The organism is Psychrobacillus sp. L4 (assembly GCF_042944905.1).
In the GTDB taxonomy this organism is placed as follows: domain Bacteria; phylum Bacillota; class Bacilli; order Bacillales_A; family Planococcaceae; genus Psychrobacillus.
The window spans coordinates 3,632,340-3,651,555 of sequence record NZ_CP168496.1 but is presented as its reverse complement, the minus strand read 5'-3'; the positions used below and the strand labels follow the sequence as shown (position 1 = coordinate 3,651,555).

General features: G+C 37.4%; 19 protein-coding genes. 15 read left to right on the top strand and 4 right to left on the bottom strand.

Annotated features, from left to right (window positions below; translation table 11 throughout):
* Positions 1–68 precede the first annotated feature (68 nt).
* From ACEPXG_RS17645 to ACEPXG_RS17605, 9 genes are all read left to right on the top strand, one after another.
* Entirely contained in the window at positions 69–860 is a 792-nt protein-coding gene (locus tag ACEPXG_RS17645) for a fumarylacetoacetate hydrolase family protein (protein ID WP_391205339.1), read from the top strand.
* A complete protein-coding gene (locus ACEPXG_RS17640) occupies positions 857–1,615 on the top strand; it encodes a fumarylacetoacetate hydrolase family protein (RefSeq protein ID WP_391205336.1) in 759 nt (252 codons plus the stop codon). The genes ACEPXG_RS17645 and ACEPXG_RS17640 overlap by 4 nt, the downstream gene beginning before the upstream one ends.
* A 20-nt stretch (positions 1,616–1,635) precedes the next feature.
* A complete protein-coding gene (locus ACEPXG_RS17635) occupies positions 1,636–2,022 on the top strand; it encodes a 5-carboxymethyl-2-hydroxymuconate Delta-isomerase (protein ID WP_391205333.1) in 387 nt (128 codons plus the stop codon).
* 100 nt (positions 2,023–2,122) lie between these two features.
* Positions 2,123–3,607, top strand: coding sequence for a 4-hydroxyphenylacetate 3-monooxygenase, oxygenase component (hpaB, locus tag ACEPXG_RS17630; RefSeq protein ID WP_391205331.1), 1,485 nt, complete (start codon positions 2,123–2,125; stop codon positions 3,605–3,607).
* A gap of 39 nt (positions 3,608–3,646) precedes the next feature.
* A complete protein-coding gene (locus tag ACEPXG_RS17625) occupies positions 3,647–4,150 on the top strand; it encodes a flavin reductase family protein (RefSeq protein WP_391205328.1) in 504 nt (167 codons plus the stop codon).
* A gap of 15 nt (positions 4,151–4,165) precedes the next feature.
* On the top strand, positions 4,166–5,089 hold the full coding sequence (gene hpaI, locus ACEPXG_RS17620) for a 2,4-dihydroxyhept-2-ene-1,7-dioic acid aldolase (RefSeq protein WP_391205325.1): 924 nt from the start codon (positions 4,166–4,168) through the stop codon (positions 5,087–5,089).
* A 27-nt stretch (positions 5,090–5,116) separates the two neighbouring features.
* Positions 5,117–6,628 (top strand): 5-carboxymethyl-2-hydroxymuconate semialdehyde dehydrogenase, encoded by a 1,512-nt coding sequence (hpaE, locus tag ACEPXG_RS17615; RefSeq protein ID WP_391205322.1) that lies wholly within the window; start codon positions 5,117–5,119, stop codon positions 6,626–6,628.
* 20 nt (positions 6,629–6,648) lie between these two features.
* Positions 6,649–7,632 (top strand): 3,4-dihydroxyphenylacetate 2,3-dioxygenase, encoded by a 984-nt coding sequence (gene hpaD, locus ACEPXG_RS17610; RefSeq protein ID WP_391205319.1) that lies wholly within the window; start codon positions 6,649–6,651, stop codon positions 7,630–7,632.
* Positions 7,633–7,808: 176 nt separating this feature from the next.
* Positions 7,809–8,207, top strand: a complete 399-nt coding sequence (locus tag ACEPXG_RS17605) for a hypothetical protein (protein WP_391205316.1) — start codon at positions 7,809–7,811, stop codon at positions 8,205–8,207.
* Between the two features lie 132 nt (positions 8,208–8,339).
* Here ACEPXG_RS17605 and ACEPXG_RS17600 read toward each other — a convergent pair whose 3' ends face one another.
* A complete protein-coding gene (locus tag ACEPXG_RS17600; protein WP_391205313.1) occupies positions 8,340–9,242 on the bottom strand; it encodes a cation diffusion facilitator family transporter in 903 nt (300 codons plus the stop codon).
* Positions 9,243–9,509: 267 nt separating this feature from the next.
* Here ACEPXG_RS17600 and ACEPXG_RS17595 point away from each other — a divergent pair, with 267 nt between their 5' ends.
* The 4 genes from ACEPXG_RS17595 (at position 9,510) to ACEPXG_RS17580 (ending at position 13,121) form a co-directional block, all read left to right on the top strand.
* The gene (locus ACEPXG_RS17595; protein ID WP_391205310.1) at positions 9,510–9,851 is read left to right on the top strand and encodes a zinc ribbon domain-containing protein YjdM; all 342 of its coding nucleotides are present in this window, start codon (positions 9,510–9,512) and stop codon (positions 9,849–9,851) included.
* 275 nt (positions 9,852–10,126) lie between these two features.
* Entirely contained in the window at positions 10,127–10,393 is a 267-nt protein-coding gene (locus tag ACEPXG_RS17590; protein ID WP_151701594.1) for a YqhV family protein, read from the top strand.
* 138 nt (positions 10,394–10,531) lie between these two features.
* Positions 10,532–12,220 carry a glycoside hydrolase family 13 protein gene (locus ACEPXG_RS17585; RefSeq protein ID WP_391205307.1) on the top strand — a complete coding sequence of 563 codons (1,689 nt, stop codon included), beginning with the start codon at positions 10,532–10,534 and terminating at the stop codon, positions 12,218–12,220.
* Positions 12,221–12,224: 4 nt separating this feature from the next.
* Positions 12,225–13,121 (top strand): ROK family protein, encoded by an 897-nt coding sequence (locus ACEPXG_RS17580; RefSeq protein ID WP_391205303.1) that lies wholly within the window; start codon positions 12,225–12,227, stop codon positions 13,119–13,121.
* Positions 13,122–13,317: 196 nt separating this feature from the next.
* On the opposite strand, the gene ACEPXG_RS17575 is transcribed toward ACEPXG_RS17580, so the two are convergent.
* From ACEPXG_RS17575 to ACEPXG_RS17565, 3 genes are all read right to left on the bottom strand, one after another.
* Positions 13,318–14,598: a glucose-6-phosphate isomerase gene (locus ACEPXG_RS17575; protein ID WP_391205300.1), complete on the bottom strand. Its 1,281-nt coding sequence runs from the start codon at positions 14,596–14,598 to the stop codon at positions 13,318–13,320.
* 124 nt (positions 14,599–14,722) lie between these two features.
* Positions 14,723–15,505 (bottom strand): ABC transporter substrate-binding protein, encoded by a 783-nt coding sequence (locus tag ACEPXG_RS17570; protein WP_391205298.1) that lies wholly within the window; start codon positions 15,503–15,505, stop codon positions 14,723–14,725.
* A gap of 217 nt (positions 15,506–15,722) precedes the next feature.
* The gene (locus ACEPXG_RS17565) at positions 15,723–17,228 is read right to left on the bottom strand and encodes a DHA2 family efflux MFS transporter permease subunit (protein WP_391205295.1); all 1,506 of its coding nucleotides are present in this window, start codon (positions 17,226–17,228) and stop codon (positions 15,723–15,725) included.
* Positions 17,229–17,416: 188 nt separating this feature from the next.
* Between ACEPXG_RS17565 and ACEPXG_RS17560 the strand changes: the two genes are divergently transcribed.
* Positions 17,417–18,319 carry a TetR/AcrR family transcriptional regulator gene (locus tag ACEPXG_RS17560; protein ID WP_391205292.1) on the top strand — a complete coding sequence of 301 codons (903 nt, stop codon included), beginning with the start codon at positions 17,417–17,419 and terminating at the stop codon, positions 18,317–18,319.
* A 214-nt stretch (positions 18,320–18,533) separates the two neighbouring features.
* Positions 18,534–19,178, top strand: a complete 645-nt coding sequence (locus tag ACEPXG_RS17555; protein WP_391205289.1) for an FMN-dependent NADH-azoreductase — start codon at positions 18,534–18,536, stop codon at positions 19,176–19,178.
* Positions 19,179–19,216: the final 38 nt, after the last annotated feature.

The window sequence follows — 19,216 nt, the reverse complement described above, 5'->3', positions numbered from 1 at the left end:
CTCGCACTTCATATTTCTTGGGAAATATTATTGTTAGCTTTGGAGAATATCCTAAGGAAGTGAAACGTATGAGTAATGCCAAGATGAAAATGTTAGGAAAACATGAATTGGAATTAGTAGATGTAAATACTGAAACCAATACAGCTGTGATAGAGGGTAGCGTTTTAAGTGTGAATGAAATACAAATCGATACACCAATTACAGGGACAGTTTTTGGTACGTTACTAAACTATAAGGGGGAAATTGAGAGGCTAGGGGATGCTATAAACGATAAACCATATAATTCGCCTCCAATCGCCCCTATTCTTTATATTAAACCGGCAAATACTATTAACCGACATGGTGCAGCAATCCCTATGCCAATAGGGATAACGAAACTGAAGATGGGAGCGGCACTCGGATTAGTAATAGGAAAGAAAGCTGTAGATGTAGATGAAGCAACAGCGCTGACTTATATTGCAGGTTATACGATTGTGAACGATGTCAGCGTGCCACATGATAGTGTATACCGTCCAGCAGTTCAACATCTTGCTCGTGATGGATTTTGTCCAATCGGACCGTGGATAATCGATCGTCATGAAGTAGATAACCCCGATGATTTAACCATTCGCGTATTTATCAATGATAAGCTTCAGCAAGAAAACTCAACATCCAATTTGATTCGCCCGGTATCCCGTTTACTTGCGGATGTAACCGAGTTCATGACATTAAGTAAGGGTGATGTATTACTGGTAGGAATTCCGGAAGAAGCACCGCTAGCTATGGTAGGAGATGAAATTCGGATAGAAATAGAAGGTATTGGTAGTTTAGAAAACGTTATTGTTGACGAAACAGCGACCAAACGGGGGAGGTCCTTATGAGAAAAGCACGAATTGCATATGGGGGGGCTATCCATGAAGCGATTGATTGGGAAGGGCTTCTTAAGTTAGATGATGGTCGAATAGTAGAAGAGAACAATGTAACCTGGCTTACGCCAATAGAGCCGCGTACGGTGTTTGCATTGGGACTTAACTATGCAGATCATGCAGCGGAACTTGCATTTGCTGCTCCGTCGGAACCCCTTGTGTTTTTAAAAGGACCGAATACGTTTATTGGGCACCAAGCATATACTCGTCGTCCTGCAGATGTTACCTATATGCACTATGAGTGTGAATTGGCCGTAATCATTGGCGAAACAGCTAGAAATGTAAAAAAAGAAGACGCCTACAAATATGTTAAAGGGTATAGTGTCGCCAACGATTATGCTATTAGAGATTATTTAGAAAACTATTACCGTCCCAACTTGCGAGTAAAAAATCGTGATACATGTACACCATTTGGTCCATGGATTGTCGATGTGAAAGACATTGCCGACCCAATGAATTTAAAATTGACCACACATGTTAATAACGAACTCGTTCAAGAAGGAACGACAGCGGATATGATCTTTGATATTCCGTCGATTATTGCATATTTAAGTAGCTTTATGACGTTGAGTGAAAATGATGTCATTCTTACTGGTACTCCAAAAGGGTCTGTCGATACAGTTATCGGAGACGTTGTAGTCACCGAAGTAGAGGGTATTGGCCGCTTAGTAAATACTATTATCGGAGACGAATCCTTTATAAATCGATAGTGTGAAAAGGAGGAATTTGCTTGCCGCATTTTATCGTAGAGTACACGGATAATATTAAAGATGAGGCTAATCTTGCAAAGTTGTTTGAGGAAATTCATCAAGTTCTTATTGCGCGAGACACTATTTTTCCGATAGGTGGTATCCGCTCAAGAGCGATTGAACTAAAAGATTACCGAGTAGCGGATGGTGCTGAGGATGATGCGTTCGTCCATGCAGTGTTTAAAATTGGAGCTGGACGTTCAGAGGAAATAAAGAAAGAAGTTTGTACCGCGCTATTTGAAGTGATGAAAGAACACTTTGCGAACTTAATGGCTAAGCGATATTTAGCCTTGTCCATGGAACTAATTGAATTTAGTGAAGCTGGCACTTATAAACAAAATAATATTCACGCTAGATTTAAAAAGTAGGATAGGTCTCCTATTCAATCAGTCTATAAATATATAGATATTGTTCTGGAAATTCAAGCAAATTGATTCAAAAATATTATCCGAACTTGGAGGGAATAGTATGGGGGCACGAACGGGTAAAGAGTACATCGATGGTATTAAAAAAAGGAAAACAGAAGTATGGATTCATGGGGAGAAAGTAGAAGATGTTACGACACATCCAGCATTTAAAAATGTAGTGGAAAGCGTTGCGGGGCTTTACGATTTACAACACGAGAAACCGGAAAAGATGTTATATACCTCGCCGACCTCTGGTAAAAAGGTTGGACTTTCCTTTATTGCTCCTAAAACGAAAGAAGATCTTTTTAAAAGACGTGAAATGCATACCGAATGGGCAACTTTTTCAGGAGGTATGATGGGACGTTCCCCAGACTATTTAAACACCAGTATTATGGCCTTCGGTACAGCAAGCCAGTTTTTTGCGCAAGAAGGTGGTGGAAGTGATCAATTTGCTAAAAATGCAGCAAACTACTATGAATATGCACGTGAGAACGATATTAGTTTAACGCATACGTTAATTCATCCCCAGGTAAACAGATCCATGCTCACGCAATCCGAGCAAAAAGATCCGTTTCTCTCAGCAAGGATTACGAGAAAGACACAAGACGGTATTGTTGTGAATGGTTGTCGTCTCTTGGCAACTTTAGGCGGTATTACGGATGAGCTTGTCGTATTCCCATCTACTATAAATAGAACGCCAGGAACTATTGATGATCCATTCGCATTTGCGTTTGCTATTCCAAATAATACTCCGGGTTTAAAATTTTTGTCCCGTGAATCCTTTGACTACGGTAAAAACAAATGGGATCATCCACTTGGCGGTCGGTTTGATGAAAGTGATGCAATTATTTCTTTCGAAGATGTTCTAGTACCGTGGGAGAGAGTTTTTGTATGTGAAAGCACCAATATATGTAATCGCACGTATGCCGAGACAAATGCGGTTATACATATGACACATCAAGTTATTTGTAAAAATGTCGTAAAAACCGAATTTATTCTCGGTGTTGTCATTAGTATGATGGAAGCTATTGGTATAGATCAATTCATGCACGTGAAAGAAAAAGCGAGTGAAATCATGGTCATTTTAGAAGTGATGCGTTCTCATTTGTATAAATCTGAGCACAATGCAAAAATTGATCAATATGGCAATATGACACCAGATTTTGAACCGTTAAATGCTGCACGCAACTGGTTCCCGAAAATGTATCAGCGTATGAATGAAATTATTAAAATCTTAGGTGCTTCTGGATTGATGGCACTTCCAACTGAAGCGGATTTTAGTAATACGGATGTTGGACCATTAGTTCATCGCTACACACAAGGTGCGAATATGAACGGTGAAGAGAAAGTGCAACTATTCCGCTTAGCATGGGATATTTCCATTAGTGCATTTGGTAATCGACAAGCACTTTATGAATATTATTTCTTTGGGGATCCAGTGAGAATGTCAAATGCTTATTACGATGGATTTGACAAGCAACCTTATAAAGACATGGTGACGAACTTTTTAAATAAAGCGAAAAAAGAAGCAGGTATATTATCTTAAATTAAAGTTAACATCTTCTGAAAACAGTGAGGTGAATGAATGATGCAGCAAGTAGAGATTGATGATCGTTTATATCGAAATGTGCTGGGTAGTTTTGCGACAGGCGTAACGGTTATTACTACAGAAGTTGATAAAGTGGTGCACGGCATGACTGCAAATGCGTTTATGTCCGTTTCATTGAAGCCTAAACTTGTTGCAATTAGTATTGGAGAAAATGCAAGAATGCTTCATCATATAAAGGATTCAAAGCAATTTGCGATTAATATATTATCGGCTAACCAACAAAATAAGTCGAAACAATTTGCAGGTCAGCTTAAATCAGAATCTGAAGTTACGTTTACTTACTTTAAGGGACTACCAATACTGGATGATAGTTTAGCGGTGATTGCATGTGATCTGCATAGCGAATATGTAGTAGGAGACCATACAATTTTTATCGGTCATGTTACTGGAGTCAAGCTTGAACAAAATGATCCTTTACTATTTAGTCAAGGAAAGTATCGGGAGTTAAAAGAGTTAGAAGAATCAGAAAGTCCTACTTAAAAGGAGTAGATTTTAATGGCGTATGAAGAAGCTAAAAAGAAATTAAGAGGTTCTATTTGTCCTGTTATTACACCGTTTACGGAAAGTGGTGCGATTGACGAAAAAGTATTTACCGAGTTGATTAATTGGCAAATAGCGAGCGGAAGTCACGGGATTTCTGTTACAGGAACAAGTGGTGAACCAAGTTCTTTAACAATTGCTGAAAGAAAACGGGTTATGAATCTAGCGAAAGAAACAATAGATGGACGTGTGTTTTTTGCACCTGGAACAGGGTCTACCAATCATGATGAAACAATGGAGCTAACGAAATATGCAGAAGAAATAGGTGCAGATGCTGCCATGGTTATCGTACCTTATTACAATAAGCCGAACCAAGAAGCACTTTATCAGCACTTTAAAACAGTCGCAGATTCTGTTGAAATCCCAATCATTATTTACAATATACCAGGTCGATCCGCCGTCAATATGGAAGTTGGCACGATGAAACGCCTAGTGGAAGATTGTCCGAACATTATCGGTGTAAAAGAAGCAAATAAAGACTTTGAACATGTTAATCGTGTGCTTCTAAACTGTGGAAGGGATTTCCTACTGTTCTCGGGGATTGAACTACTTTGCTATCCAATGCTCGCAATTGGCGGTGCTGGATTTATCAGTGCGACCGCAAACGTGGAACCAGCAAAAGTAGCAGAACTATATAATGCTTGGGAAGCGGGAGATGTTGCTAGGGCGCAAGATCTTCACTTCGAATTAATGCCATTAAATGATGTGCTTTTCAAAGATACAAATCCATCACCAGTTAAAGTGGCGCTGGGAATGATGGGGAAAATAACGCCTAAACTGCGCTTGCCATTAGGATTACCTTCAGCAGCAATACAAGAAGAAGTCCGCGAATCACTTATTGAACTTGCTATTTTGCCTAAGGAAGTAACTGTAAAGTAATTATAAATAAGAAAATAGGTGATAAGAATGGTATCTTCTCAACAGTTAGTTTCTTATAAACATGAAACACAACAGAGTATTTCCTTCTATATAAATGGAGAATTCACTTCTGCAGTAGATGGAAAGGCATTTAAAAATATGAACCCATTTACGAATGAACAAATTAATGAAGTTGCAGAAGGGCAGTCTGAAGATATTAATAAAGCAGTCGCAGCCGCACGGGAAGCTTTTGATAATGGTCCTTGGAAAACGATGAAGCTAACTAAAAGAATGGAATATATATACCGCATTGCTGATTTAATAGATGAAGAGATAGAAAAAATAGCTTACTTGGAATCTCTTGATACGGGACTTCCAATTAGCCAAACGAGAAATATGGTAAGTCGTGCATCGGAAAACTTCAGATTCTATGCTCGCATGGTGGAGAGCCGTTTAGTTGGTGATGCCTATCAAGTAGATGATGAGTTTATTAACTATACCATCCATGCACCAGTGGGAGTTGCAGGATTAATCACCCCTTGGAATGCTCCTTTCATGTTAGAAACTTGGAAAGTGGCACCAGCACTTGCGACAGGTAATACAGTTGTTTTAAAGCCAGCAGAACTTTCTCCACTTTCCGCAAATTTATTGGCGGAAGTGATTCATAAAGCAGGTCTTCCAAAAGGAGTTTTCAATGTTGTTCATGGCTACGGAGAAGTAGCAGGGGATGCGCTTGTAAAACATCCGGATGTCCAGCTTATTTCATTCACAGGAGAAACAAAGACGGGTTCAACCATTATAAAAAACAGTGCGGATACGTTGAAAAGCTGCTCAATGGAGCTTGGTGGAAAATCCCCTATTATTGTTTTCGATGATGCTGATTTCGAACGAGCTTTAGATGCTTGTGTTTGGGGAATCTACTCTTTTAATGGTGAACGCTGTACCGCGAACTCACGCTTGTTTTTACAGGAAGGAATCAAAGATAAATTTATCGATGCTTTAAAGATGCGTGTTGCGAATATTAAAGTCGGTGACCCATTAGACGGAAATACAGAAGTTGGGCCGCTTATTGATAAAGGGCATTATAGCAAGGTAAAGAGCTACTTAGAAATTGCAAAAGAAGAAGGTACGGAAGTTATTACTGGAGACATTCCAATTGAATTTGCTAGAGGGAACTTTGTGGCACCGACGCTTATACTAAATGCTGAAAATCAGATGCGCGTTGCACAAGAAGAAATCTTCGGCCCTATACTAACAGTTTTGACATTTAAAGAGGAAGAAGAAGCCATAAAGCTTGCAAACGATATCGATTACGGGCTTGCGGGTTATGTATGGACGAACGATATTAAACGAGGTCACCGCGTTGCGCATAAAATAGAAGCTGGAATGCTCTGGGTGAATGCTCAGAACGTTCGTGATTTAAGAACTCCTTTTGGTGGATCAAAATCCTCTGGAATCGGACGTGAAGGTGGACATTACGGTTTTGATTTTTATACGGAACAGAAAATTATTCATGTTTCGATTGCTGATCATCGTATTCAGCAGTTCGGGAAAAATTAGCGGAGGGTATGGTGAACGCGATGGATTTTTCAATCATTCGAATCGCAAGAACGGTGCTTCATGTATTGGATTTACAGGCGTCACGTAAATTTTATGTGGATGGATTAGGTCTGATTGAAACAGAAAGTGATGAAAATCATATCTATTTAAGGGGCTTAGAGGAGCATTCCCATCATAGTTTGTTATTAAAAAAAGCAGACAAAGCTGTTGTGGAAGTACTTAGTTATAAAGTGGAAAAAGAACAGGATCTCGATGAAATTGAAAAACTTTTTATTTCAAAAGGTCTAAAAACAAAATGGATGGAGAAAGGGCAACAACATGCAATGGGAAGAACCCTTCGTGTCCATGATATATCCGGCATTCCATTAGAATTTTTTGCGGAAATGACGACTGTTGACCGGATGCTACAACGCTATGACCTTTATTCGGGAGCGAAAATTCAGAGAATTGACCATGTAAACTGTGCAGTACCTCATGTACAAAAAGCGTATGATTTCTATGTGAAGGACTTAGGCTTTTCATGTTCAGAGTATACAGATACAGAAGACGGGGAATTGTGGGCAGCATGGCTTTATCGAAAACCGACTGTTCATGACCAAGCATTTATGAGTGGACCAGGACCTAAACTACATCATTTTGCTTACACACTAACAGATCGACTTAGTGTGCTCGATTGTTGTGATGTTTTAGCAAGTATGGGATATGCGGATTCGATTGAAAGAGGACCAGGCCGCCATGGCTTATCCAATGCTTTCTTCCTCTATTTAAGAGATCCTGATGGTCATCGCATTGAGCTTTACACAGGTGATTATTTGACAAGCGACCCAGATTTAAAGCCGAAAAGGTGGGATCTAAATGATCCGCTTCGCCAAACGTTCTGGGGACACAAAGCACCAGATCGATGGTTTAATGAAACAAGTCCGTTCATTGATATTGAAACGGGTGAAGAAATCGAATGTGAAGAACCATTTTTGGAACAAAGAAAACCAAAGATTGTCGTTTGAGAACAGAACGACCGAGAGCATGGTGTGAGAAACCAATAAATTTCATACTAAAAGAATATTAAAAAATGATTCTCTTTTATTAACTGGCAAAATTGTAATAAGGAATTCATATGTTGTTCATGTTGACAGGATATTATAAGCACCATAGTACTAATAAAACTATGGAGGTTAACGTAATGGAAACAAAATGGAGTTTAAGATTAATTCGCCTCGCAGCAATTTTTGGTTTGTTAGGAGCAATATTAGGTTCACATATGGCTGGTTCAGGTAGCTATCAATTCCGTCCCATTCACGCGCACATATTAGTAGTAGGTTGGTTAACCATCTTTGCGTGGGGTATTTTCTACCGTGTGTACAAAGTTAAATCTTCCAAACTAGTAGCAGCGCATGGATGGACAGCAGTAATCGGATCAATTGGTTTAACAGCCGGGATGTGGTTAAACGCACTAAAACCATTTGATATAAATGAAACATTCTCCTTAGTATTCTACATCGTTGGTGGAACTGTTCTGTTAATAAGTTTCGGATTATTTATCATCACAACATTTATGATTGATACGAAAGAAGATAAGTAAGTATAGGAAAGAACGTTAGCTAAATAGAGCAGAATAAACTACAGCCCCCTAATTATCATTTAGGGGGCTGCTTACATATAGAAGGGAAAGTATGAAAGAAACATGGCATGTTACAAAAGGCTAAGTACTCAGCTACTTTACTTCCTTCATTTCATACCATGGGTTTACATGAACTAAAACTTCTTCCACATTAGAATATCGATTTATTATCGCTTTTTTTATTTCTTTTGAAACATCATGACCTTCCTGAATGCTCAAAGTTGCTGGAAGGCTTACGCGAACATCCACGATAATATAGTGCCCATGCTCTCTTGCTCTAATGCGATCGATTCGTTTCACTAAAGGAACTGATCGAACCAATTCAAACATTATTTCCATCGTTTCCGAATCCACGGTTTTTTCCATAAGCACATCAATAGACTCACGCCCCATTCCAATAGCGAGCTTCAGGACAAGGAAGGCAACAATAATACCTGCCACAGGATCACCATAAGCCAATATGCCAATATGAAAATAATCTCCAATCATGGCAAGTCCAATACCGATAACAGCGGCTAAAGAAGCATAGACATCGGCAAGATGGTCGTAAGCAGTCGCAATTAATCCTTTACTGTTTACTTTTTTGCCAATATTAATAGTATAAACATAGAGAACTTGTTTCCATATGAGAGAAATTATCGCTGCTATTAAAACAGTAAAGGTTGCTTTGTGGGGCGTTTCAAATAATGCTAAAACAGAATGATAGCCGATATATAATGCAGCAATACCTAAAATAATGGCAACAATGGCTGCACCAACGACTTCTGCCTTACCATGCCCATAAGGGTGATCTTCGTCTGGAGGACGTTTGGATACACGCATTGCACTGAGCGCGGCGACTGATGCAATCACATCTCCAGCGTTGTGAACGCCATCAGCAAGAAGTACCTGACTATTAAATAATAAACCAACAATAATTTTTAATATCGTAAGAAAAACATTGCTTATTAAACTAATCCAGATTGCAAAAGAGGATTGTTTTTTTTCTAAACTCATAACTTATTCCCCCAACTAGTTTTATTGCACAAAGGAAACAAAAACCCTTGACCATGTTGGTCAAGGGTTTGGCTATTATAAAAAACTATATTCAAATACTTCTCAATAAAATACGACATTTCCTTCACCACTCTAATTTAGTATTAAATAAAAAATTAGTATAACATTATCTGAAATTTTTTTCAAAATTAAAAGAACGCCATTACCAGTTGTTTGGCCAACTTTATTATATTAGAATTGATAATAGTAAATGGAGGGAATGAAATAATGTCTAGCTTACCAAATTGTCCGAAGTGTAATTCAGAATACACATACGAGGATGGAAGTCTTTTTATTTGCCCAGAATGCGCGCACGAGTGGGCGTTCGAGACAAAGAATGAAGTTATGGAAGAGAATAAGATTGTCAAAGATGCGAATGGTAATGTCTTAAACGATGGTGATTCTGTAGCAATTATAAAAGACCTTAAAGTAAAAGGAAGTTCATCCACCTTAAAAATCGGTACAAAAGTAAAAAGTATTCGTTTAGTTGACGGAGATCATGATATCGATTGCAAAATAGATGGTTTTGGTGCGATGAAACTAAAATCTGAATTTGTTAAAAAGATTTAGGCGGATAGTTATTTTATTTTGTAGTCCTCCTTCAATAGCTTATTACATGGAGACTGGTGTTATTTTATCAGTCTTTTTTTTATGAATTGGAAAGTATGAACTTATCTACCAAAAGTCAACGCAGTGAAAAATAACCATCACTATTTCCTTCTTTAGATTATATATTCAAAAAATAGGAAGAAAATTACTTGCATCGTTTAAAAAGTATTTCCATTGATAAAAGTAGATGAATATACATACACTTTAGAAAGTCCGGGTGAAGGGAGCCTTCTTATTTGATCGAAAAAGCACTCCTTTTTATTATTATATTAAGGGTTTTTTCAGGAAGTATTGATATAACTGCTGCGATGTTTATGTATAAATTTAATGATTTAGAAAAGGCATTTTATATTAACACGTTACTAGCCTTAGTAGGACCTTGTATTTTAATCATTACAACCGCTATCGCATTATTTGGTTTAGCTGAAAAGATTTCATTGACTAGAATGATATGTCTTTTTAGTGGAATCTTACTTATTCTATTCAGTTTAAAATCGAAATAATGAGCAATATATTTTAACGGAGTGTTTTGTGTTGCTTACCAATTGTAAGGAAGTTTAATAATCTTATGTAAGCGCTTGTGTTATTATTGTTGTAAGATTAGAATAATTCTATCAAGGAAGCTTGGGTGGTGTAAGAAAATGGTTCAATTAATAGAATCTTGGTGGAAGCGGAGCGTTGTCTATCAAATCTATCCACGAAGCTTTATGGATTCTAACGGAGACGGTATCGGTGATTTACAAGGGATTATTTCCAAACTGAATTATTTAGAAAAATTAGGTGTGGATGTCATTTGGCTTAGCCCAGTATATGATTCTCCGAATGACGACAACGGCTATGATATACGAGACTACCAAGCTATTATGCAAGAGTTTGGGACAATGAAAGACTTTGAACAACTGATTGATGAAGCGAAATTACGAGGAATTCGAATTGTGATGGATCTTGTGGTGAATCACACATCCGATGAGCATGCTTGGTTTGTTGAATCACGATCTTCTAAGAACTCCAGGTACCGCGATTATTACATATGGCGAGACAGTAAAGATGAACACCCTCCAAATAATTGGGGTTCTATATTTTCTGGTTCTGCTTGGGAGAAAGAGAATGCTACGAATTCGTATTATTTGCATTTGTTCTCTAAAAAGCAGCCAGATTTGAACTGGGAACATGAGCCTCTTCGAAACGATATTTTTAACATGATGACGTATTGGTTAGAAAAAGGAATTGGTGGATTCAGAATGGATGTCATCAATTTTATTTCAAAAGATCCACAACTACCTGATGGAGAAATGCAACATGAGCAGTTTTTTGGGGATGGAAGTCCTTCTTTTATAAATGGTCCAAAAATTCATACCTATTTACGTGAGATGAATGAAAAGGTTTTGCGTCATTACGACGTGTTAACAGTTGGAGAAATGCCAGGAGCAAAAACGGAGGATGCGCGGATTTATACAGATCCAAACAATGGTGAAGTGGACATGGTCTTCACATTTGAGCATATGAATCTAGATAGTGGACCTCTTGAAAAATGGGATATTAAACCTTTAGATTTAGTAGAGCTAAAACGTAATCTAGAAAAGTGGCAACTTGCTCTCCATCAAATAGGATGGAATAGTCTTTATTGGAATAACCACGATCAACCGAGAATCGTTTCTCGGTTTGGAGATGACGGGTTCTATCGGGAGATGTCCGCCAAAATGTTGGCAATTTGTCTCCATATGCTCCAAGGTACGCCTTATATATATCAAGGCGAAGAGTTAGGAATGACCAATGTAAAGTTTAATAGTATGGATGACTATCGAGACATTGAAACGCTCAATATGTACAAAGAAAAACGGCAGCAAGGTATTACGCATGAAGTGATTATGTCCAGTATTTATGCAAAAGGTCGAGACAATGCTCGAACTCCAATGCAATGGACACCAGATGGAGGGTTCACAACAGGAACGCCTTGGATTCAGATGAATATAAATACTTCTACGATTAACGCAGAACAAGCACTTGCAGATCAAGCGTCCATTTTTTATACGTATCAAAAGCTTATACGTTTAAGAAAAGAATATGACATTATCACACACGGCAACTTCCAATTATTATTACCTGATCATCCTCATCTCTTTGTGTATAAACGACAAATAGATAGAGAAGAATGGTTAATCGTAACCAATTTCTCCGAGAAGCAGGAGCAACTCGAATGGAATGAACTTGATGTGCAACATAAAAACTGGAAAGTCATAATATCTAACTATGAAACTCCTAAAGTAAACGAAGATATTATGGAAGTGCGCCCTTATGAGGCATTTGTGCTCGCTTTTGAAAGGAGATAGCAGAATGAAAAAAGTAATTGGTGTTGATATTGGGGGAACTAAAATACGGATGGGTGTCGTGAATGAGACAGGACAAGTTTTGGCCGACAAGACCATTCCAACGCTGTTACCGTTATACCCCTATTTAGAAAAACAAATACTAGAAGTAACGAAAGAATTTCCTGACCTGACAGGTATTGGAATTGGTACGAGGGGAATGGTAGATGCGACAACAGGCGTTGTAACTTTCGAGAAAGAATTAGAAGGTTGGCAAGGGACTCCAGTTAAAGAACAATTAGAAGCAGCAACTGGACTTCGTGTGGAGATTAATAACGATGCCAACTGTGCAGCTCTTGCAGAATTTCGAATTGGTGCAGCGACAGGGTTTCAAAAGGTTGTTTGTTTAACAGTGGGTACTGGGCTCGGTGGAGGCTTCGTTTTTGATGGAGAGATAATGAATGGAACGCATGGCGGTGGCGGCGAAGTCGGGCATTTGATTTTGTATCCAAATGGACTCATTTGTAGTTGTGGAAGACCAGGCTGCAGTGAACAATATATATCCGGAAGTGCATTGAAAAGATTGATTCAAGAGGAAAATGTCGTTGATCCAGAAACAGGGCAATTAGCAATACCACAAAATCTATTCCGATTAGCAGCAAATGGGCATACAAGTGCAATAGTAGCTCGCGAACGATTTCTTTCCGATTTTGCAGTGGTGATTTCCACACTACAAGCCGTTTTGGATATGGACTGTGTTGTAGTTGGAGGTGGCGTTTCAGAATCTGCAGACGATTGGTGGGAAAACCTTCTAGCTAAAGTAGAACCACTGAAACTTAACCCGCTGGAATTGAAGCGCGCTACTTTTGGAAATGAAGCCGGGATGCTTGGAGCAGCTATGCTCGTTATTGACCAAGTAAATTAACCGTCATAATAAAACAGAGGAAGCGATTGAAGTAGCTGAGGTGCAAGGCATTATCTATAAGCGACCGAATTTACTGCTTTCAAACTTAAAGGTTAACGAGCATGAAGAAATGACTACACTCGATCTAGCACCTTACGAAGCGAGAATTTATAAAATATAAAAAAACGTTTTGTCCAAGGACAAAACGTTTTTTTCTTTAGTAACCAGGCTTTTTTAGGATTTTAAAGATGTTAGTCTTGTAGTCTTCCACGCCCGGTTGATTGAATGGGTTGATGTCGAGTAGGTAAGCACTATATGCACAGGCCATCATATAGAAATATAAAAGGTGGCCAATATGCTGTTCATCTAGTTGTTCCATCGTAATTGTGAGTTGAGGCACGCCTCCATCCAGGTGAGCAGTTGCGGTTGCTTCATGACATGCCATATTAAATTCATGAAGAGATAGACCACTCAGATAGTTCAGTTCATCCCCGTTATTTTCTGCTTCAAAAACCGTCAAGTCATTAGCGACACTTTTCACCATTAAAAAAGATTCGAATAACATGCGTTTTCCATCTTGGATGTACTGACCTAAGGAATGTAAGTCGGTAGAATAAAGGACGGATGCTGGGAAAATTCCTTTCCCTTCTTTTCCTTCACTTTCTCCAAATAATTGCTTCCACCATTCCTGTACATACGTTAACTTTCCATCAAACGCTGCCATGATTTCGACTGGGAATCCTGCATTGTACAAATGATTTCGAATAACTGCATATTGAATAGCACTATTTGAAGTTGTATCAAGTACCCCAAATTCCTGCTCTGCTATTTTTGCCCCATTAATTAGTTTTTCGATATCATAACCTGCTGCTGCAATAGGTAACAAACCAACTGCCGTGAAAACAGAGTATCGTCCTCCGATATTATTGGGCACTACAAAGCGTCGATAGCCTTTTTCGATAGCAAGTGATCGTAACGATCCTTTTTCTTCATCGGTTGTAACGAGTATACGAGATGTAGCTTGATCACCATACCTTTTTTCCATGTACTGCTGTAAAAAGCGGAACGCAATGGCAGGTTCTGTGGTTGTTCCTGATTTTGAAATGATATTCAATGTGACTTCTTTATTGTCTAAATATGTAATAAGTTCCTTTAAGTATTCGCCACTTACTAAATGGCCAGCAAAGATAACTTCTAAGTCAGTTTGTTTTTGGAATGGTGTAGAAAGAGCCTCAATGACTGCTTTCGAACCTAGATAGGAGCCCCCTATACCAATAACAACTAGCACATCCGAAGTAGATCGAATGTGTTTTGCGGTTTCCTTTAAATCTTGCACAAACTCCTGATTGATAGTGCTTGGCCAATCTACCCACCCTAAATATTCAGCACCTTCTGCAGATTTAGTATGGATTCCATTGTGAATAGCTTTTAATTTACTTTCCAATTCAGATGTAATTAGTTGGCTGTAATCTCCTGAATAATTAACTGTAATGTTCATGGAAAAGTCTCCTTTTACGCAAATTTGTCTATCTTCTATTTTACCATCAAACAGAAAAGAAACCGCTTAAAATGGTACATTTTCCTTAGATTAGTAAATTCAAAGAAAGACCTACTATAATTCTCTAAATATTTTTAATTAGATTTTCTAAATATGGTCCGGATGTTATCATTTTAGACCCATACCAAAACATTTCACCGTCTACTAATATGATCTTTGTGTTAGGAAGAAATGCTTGAAATTCTGCCACATGTTTTTCTTGGAAAGGAAATGGTTCGGAAGCGAGCAAAAGTACATCTAGGGTGGCGTTTGCTAGTTCCTCTTTTGTAACCGCAGGATATCTAGAATCTTCTTTTTCAAAAGGATTATGGAAACCTAGTTTAAGTAATACATCATTTATATAAGTAGTTCCTCCAACGACCATATATGGTTTTCGCCAAATAACATATGCAGCTTTTCTATATTGCTTATGCTGAATTGAAGCGAAGGATGATTTGCAGGAAGTAATGAGCATTTCTGCAGCTTGTTCCTTATTCGTCAGTTCTCCAAGTGTTTGTATAAATCGGTAAGCATTCTGTATGGACTGAACTTCCATAACGAAAACCGGGGCAATTTTTTCGAGTGCACGCACGATGCCTTCCGTGTTTTCTTCTTTTTCAGCTAAAATGAGATCTGGCTGCAGCGCACGTATTTTTTCCAAATTTACTTCTTTTGTGCCCCCCACTATAGGCACGTTCTCTACAATTCCTTTTGGGAAAATACAATATTTCGTTCGACCTACTATTTCGTTCTCAAGACCTAGAGCGAAGAGTGTTTCCGTAATTGCAGGACAAATCGAAATGATCCGTTTTGGTGGGGTGGGAATCTGCATTTTTCTCCCAAGATGATCGGTTATAAGATGTGTCATCAAATTCCTCCCTTACTAATCTAATTCGTTATTAGATGAAGGTTATCCTTTTTTTAATCAAATGAAAAAAGTGAAATATTGTTTTTTACGTAAAAATGCTTTAAAAGACCAGCAACAACTATTTGAAGAATAGATAAAGTGTTCTTCCAACTAACCAAAAAAGGTTGTCTTTAAGTAGCGAAACTACTTAAAGACAACCTTTTATTATAGTTAGTTTTTATACCTGCTCAACAGGTGATTCTTTTGCCGCTTTCGCAGCAGATTTTCCACCAGTTGTTCGCTTAAGGAACAAGGATAGAATAAACGCGACAACAGCAATACCAGTAGAAACTAAAAATGAATCGTTAATTCCTGAAATCATCGCTTCCATTCCCACATGTTGTTGCAATTGTTGTAAGGCTTCTCCTGTAGGAGCAGTCGTTAACTTAGCTGTGGCTTCGGTCATCATTTCTTGTACATGTGTTGTCGTGCGATTCGACATAATCGTTACAAGTAAGCTAGCCCCGATAGCTCCAGAAACTTGTTGAATGGTACTGTTCATAGCTGTACCGTGTGGTGTTAGAGCTGGCGGTATTTGATTTAAACCGTTTGTCATAATTGGCATCATAACCATAGAAATACCAAGCATACGGATCGAATAAATAACAACTAAATGAGTATAACCTGTTGAATCTGTTAACTGGCTAAATAAGTATGTTGTAACAATCACTATTGCTAAACCTACATATGCCAATATTTTAGGACCAAATTTGTCGAAGATTCTTCCTGTTATTGGCATCATAATCCCCATTATTAGAGCTCCTGGTAACATCAGTAAACCAGAATCCATCGGAGAAATACCACGAATATTTTGAAGGTAAATTGGCATTAACAGCATAGCTGAGAACATTGCTATACTTAATGTAACTGAAATGGCAGAAGATAGAGCAAACATTGGATACTTATACACTCTAAAATCTAACATTGGCTCGCTAAGTTTGAATTGTCGAAGGATTAATGTAACTAATGAGAGCACTCCGACGATAATTGTTAAGTAAACACTAGGAGTAGACCAGCCATTATTCCCAGCTGTACTAAATCCATATAAAATACCACCGAAGCTCAAAGCTGATAAAACCACTGATAGTGCATCAATTTTATCATTGCTTTTCTCTTTTTTATCTTTTAATTTAAAGAATCCTAAAATCCACACTAGAATCATAACTGGGATCATCATTAAGAACAACACAGACCAATCATAGTGTTGAATAACCCAACCGGATAGTGTTGGTCCTATAGCAGGTGCGAAAATCATTACAATCCCGAACATTCCCATAGCAGAACCACGTTTTTCAGGAGGGAAACTAGTAAATAGTACAGTCATTAATAGCGGCATGATTAATGCTGCTCCAGAGCCTTGTATCATACGAGCAGCTAATAAAACTGGGAAGTTTGGTGCAAACCCACCGATTAATGTACCAACTATGAATAATCCCATAGCAGTTAAGAACAAGCGTCTTGCTGTATTTTTTTTAATTAAGAATGCAGTTGTAGGAATTATAATTCCATTCACTAACATGTAACCAGTCGACAACCATTGTACCGTTGAAGCACTGACATCAAATTCTTTCATAATGGCAGGTAAAGCGACATTCAAAAGTGTATTACTTAATAGAGCTACGAAAGCTCCAGTCATTAGTATTGCTAACAAACCATATGGAGGTTTTGTTTGTTTTTCAGGCATATAGTATTCTCCTTTTATTCTTGTATACTAATAGTTCATTTATGAACCTTTAGTTTGACAAAATTTATAATACACCTTTGAAAATTAATTTGCAATAAAAATATACTGATAGTATAAAAGTATACTAGTGGTATAATTAAGTTGTGTTATAATGGTTAGAATGATTAATCTCTAAAGGAGTACAAGCAATGAATAAGAAAAAAAGGAATGTCATAGATAAAGCGTATGAATTATTTATTGAAAAAGGCTATCATGCTACGTCCATTCAAGATATTTTAAATCATAGCGGTATTTCAAAAGGATCTTTTTATAATTATTTCTCTTCTAAAAGTGAACTGTTTAAAGCTGTGTTTAATCTAATCCAGGAAAACCTACAAATGGAACGGGACAAGCTGCTTATTGGGGAAAATATTCATGACATGAATATTTTCAGAGAGCAGATCAGTTTAATGATGGAATTAAATAAAAGAAACAAGCTAAATCAATTGATCGATGATGTGATAGTATCAAGCGATCCAGAGCTTATAAAATACATAAAGCAGTTTAAATTTATTTTTTTACATTGGATATATGAGCGTTTTATAGATATTTTCCCTCGCGATAAAGAAATTTATTTGATGGATTGTGCGATTATTTTTACAGGTATTATGCAAAATATTTTATATACGAGCCACGCTTTAAAAACAACGATTAAGGTGAAGCAAATTGTTGATTATACAATGGATCGAGTAATTACTATTTTAGAAGATATTAGTACAGAAGGTGTTCACTTATTCGAATCCGAAAAGTTAAATACACTATTGCCTCAATCGGATTATAATGATTTTTTTAACAACGAATTTTCAGTTTCCACATTAAACTTAAAAAAGGTGATTGAGAAGGGGTTAGGTATTGAGGAACAAAAAATGACAACCTATTTAAACTTGTTGTATTTTATTCAAGAGGAAATAATGAATAATAAAGAACCAAGAAAGTTTTTAATTGAGAGTGCCTTATCTACGTTAAAAAGGACTGAGGAACTAAGCAATTTAAAAGAGTTTCTACAATATGAGCAAATTTTAGCGAATATGAAGTATTATCCGATTTCCTAATAGTATTTTCTTATATAGCAAAAAAAGCTGTTTAACTAAGGAAAAGTCCTAGTTAAACAGCTTTATTCATTCACATTTGTAGTTTGCTAGCTAACTAGGTTTAACAAATAGTTCGACTTCGAGACAAATAAGTAGAACTTGAATTAATTCATATGGTAAGATACTGAATGGTTAAGAAAACCCAACTTTAGTAAACAATTTGGAGGAATATATAATGAATATATTAGTAGTAAAAGCAAATAACCGTCCAGCGACAGAAGCTATATCAAGCAAAATGTATGAAATATTTATGGAAGAAGTAAAGAATGCACAGGACCTTAACGTAACAACTTTCGACGTGTTTGCAGAAGATATGCCATACTTCGGTCAAGATTTGTTCAATGCATTTGGAAAAATGCAAAACGGAGAGGAATTATCAGATGTTGAGCAACGTATTTTAGCTACTAAACAAAAAGCAATGGATGCTTTAACAGCTGCTGATGTAGTAGTTTTCGCTTTCCCACTTTGGAACTTAACAATCCCAGCAGCATTACAAACATTTGTTGATTATACGTATCAAGCAGGTTATGCATTTAAATATAGTCCAGAAGGTCAATTAATTAGTTTAATGCCTGAGAAAAAAGCGATTATCTTGAGTGCACGTGGTGGAATTTACTCTACTCCAGAAACAGCACCTATGGAAATGGCTGCAACTTATATGCGCAATGTATTTGGAGGCGTATTCGGAATGTCAATTGAAGAAGTAATTATCGAAGGTCACAATGCAATGCCAGACAAAGCAGAACAAATTATTGCAGAAGGTCTTGAAAAAGTAACTGCGATAGCGAAATCATTATCTACTCAACCTGTAAAAGCCTAATTGTATAAAATAATCCCTCTCTGTTTTTCAGAGAGGGA

What these genes read in the sequence shown, in the direction of transcription:
- ACEPXG_RS17565 (WP_391205295.1), bottom strand. Translation starts at nt 17,228, where the DNA reads ATGCCTGAAAAACAAACAAAACCTCCATATGGTTTGTTAGCAATACTA.
- hpaB (WP_391205331.1), top strand. Translation starts at nt 2,123, where the DNA reads ATGGGGGCACGAACGGGTAAAGAGTACATCGATGGTATTAAAAAAAGG.
- ACEPXG_RS17555 (WP_391205289.1), top strand. Translation starts at nt 18,534, where the DNA reads ATGAATATATTAGTAGTAAAAGCAAATAACCGTCCAGCGACAGAAGCT.
- ACEPXG_RS17625 (WP_391205328.1), top strand. Translation starts at nt 3,647, where the DNA reads ATGATGCAGCAAGTAGAGATTGATGATCGTTTATATCGAAATGTGCTG.
- ACEPXG_RS17595 (WP_391205310.1), top strand. Translation starts at nt 9,510, where the DNA reads ATGTCTAGCTTACCAAATTGTCCGAAGTGTAATTCAGAATACACATAC.
- ACEPXG_RS17605 (WP_391205316.1), top strand. Translation starts at nt 7,809, where the DNA reads ATGGAAACAAAATGGAGTTTAAGATTAATTCGCCTCGCAGCAATTTTT.
- ACEPXG_RS17560 (WP_391205292.1), top strand. Translation starts at nt 17,417, where the DNA reads ATGAATAAGAAAAAAAGGAATGTCATAGATAAAGCGTATGAATTATTT.
- hpaI (WP_391205325.1), top strand. Translation starts at nt 4,166, where the DNA reads ATGGCGTATGAAGAAGCTAAAAAGAAATTAAGAGGTTCTATTTGTCCT.
- hpaE (WP_391205322.1), top strand. Translation starts at nt 5,117, where the DNA reads ATGGTATCTTCTCAACAGTTAGTTTCTTATAAACATGAAACACAACAG.
- ACEPXG_RS17580 (WP_391205303.1), top strand. Translation starts at nt 12,225, where the DNA reads ATGAAAAAAGTAATTGGTGTTGATATTGGGGGAACTAAAATACGGATG.
- ACEPXG_RS17575 (WP_391205300.1), bottom strand. Translation starts at nt 14,598, where the DNA reads ATGAACATTACAGTTAATTATTCAGGAGATTACAGCCAACTAATTACA.
- ACEPXG_RS17640 (WP_391205336.1), top strand. Translation starts at nt 857, where the DNA reads ATGAGAAAAGCACGAATTGCATATGGGGGGGCTATCCATGAAGCGATT.
- ACEPXG_RS17585 (WP_391205307.1), top strand. Translation starts at nt 10,532, where the DNA reads ATGGTTCAATTAATAGAATCTTGGTGGAAGCGGAGCGTTGTCTATCAA.
- ACEPXG_RS17600 (WP_391205313.1), bottom strand. Translation starts at nt 9,242, where the DNA reads ATGAGTTTAGAAAAAAAACAATCCTCTTTTGCAATCTGGATTAGTTTA.
- ACEPXG_RS17570 (WP_391205298.1), bottom strand. Translation starts at nt 15,505, where the DNA reads ATGACACATCTTATAACCGATCATCTTGGGAGAAAAATGCAGATTCCC.
- ACEPXG_RS17645 (WP_391205339.1), top strand. Translation starts at nt 69, where the DNA reads ATGAGTAATGCCAAGATGAAAATGTTAGGAAAACATGAATTGGAATTA.
- hpaD (WP_391205319.1), top strand. Translation starts at nt 6,649, where the DNA reads ATGGATTTTTCAATCATTCGAATCGCAAGAACGGTGCTTCATGTATTG.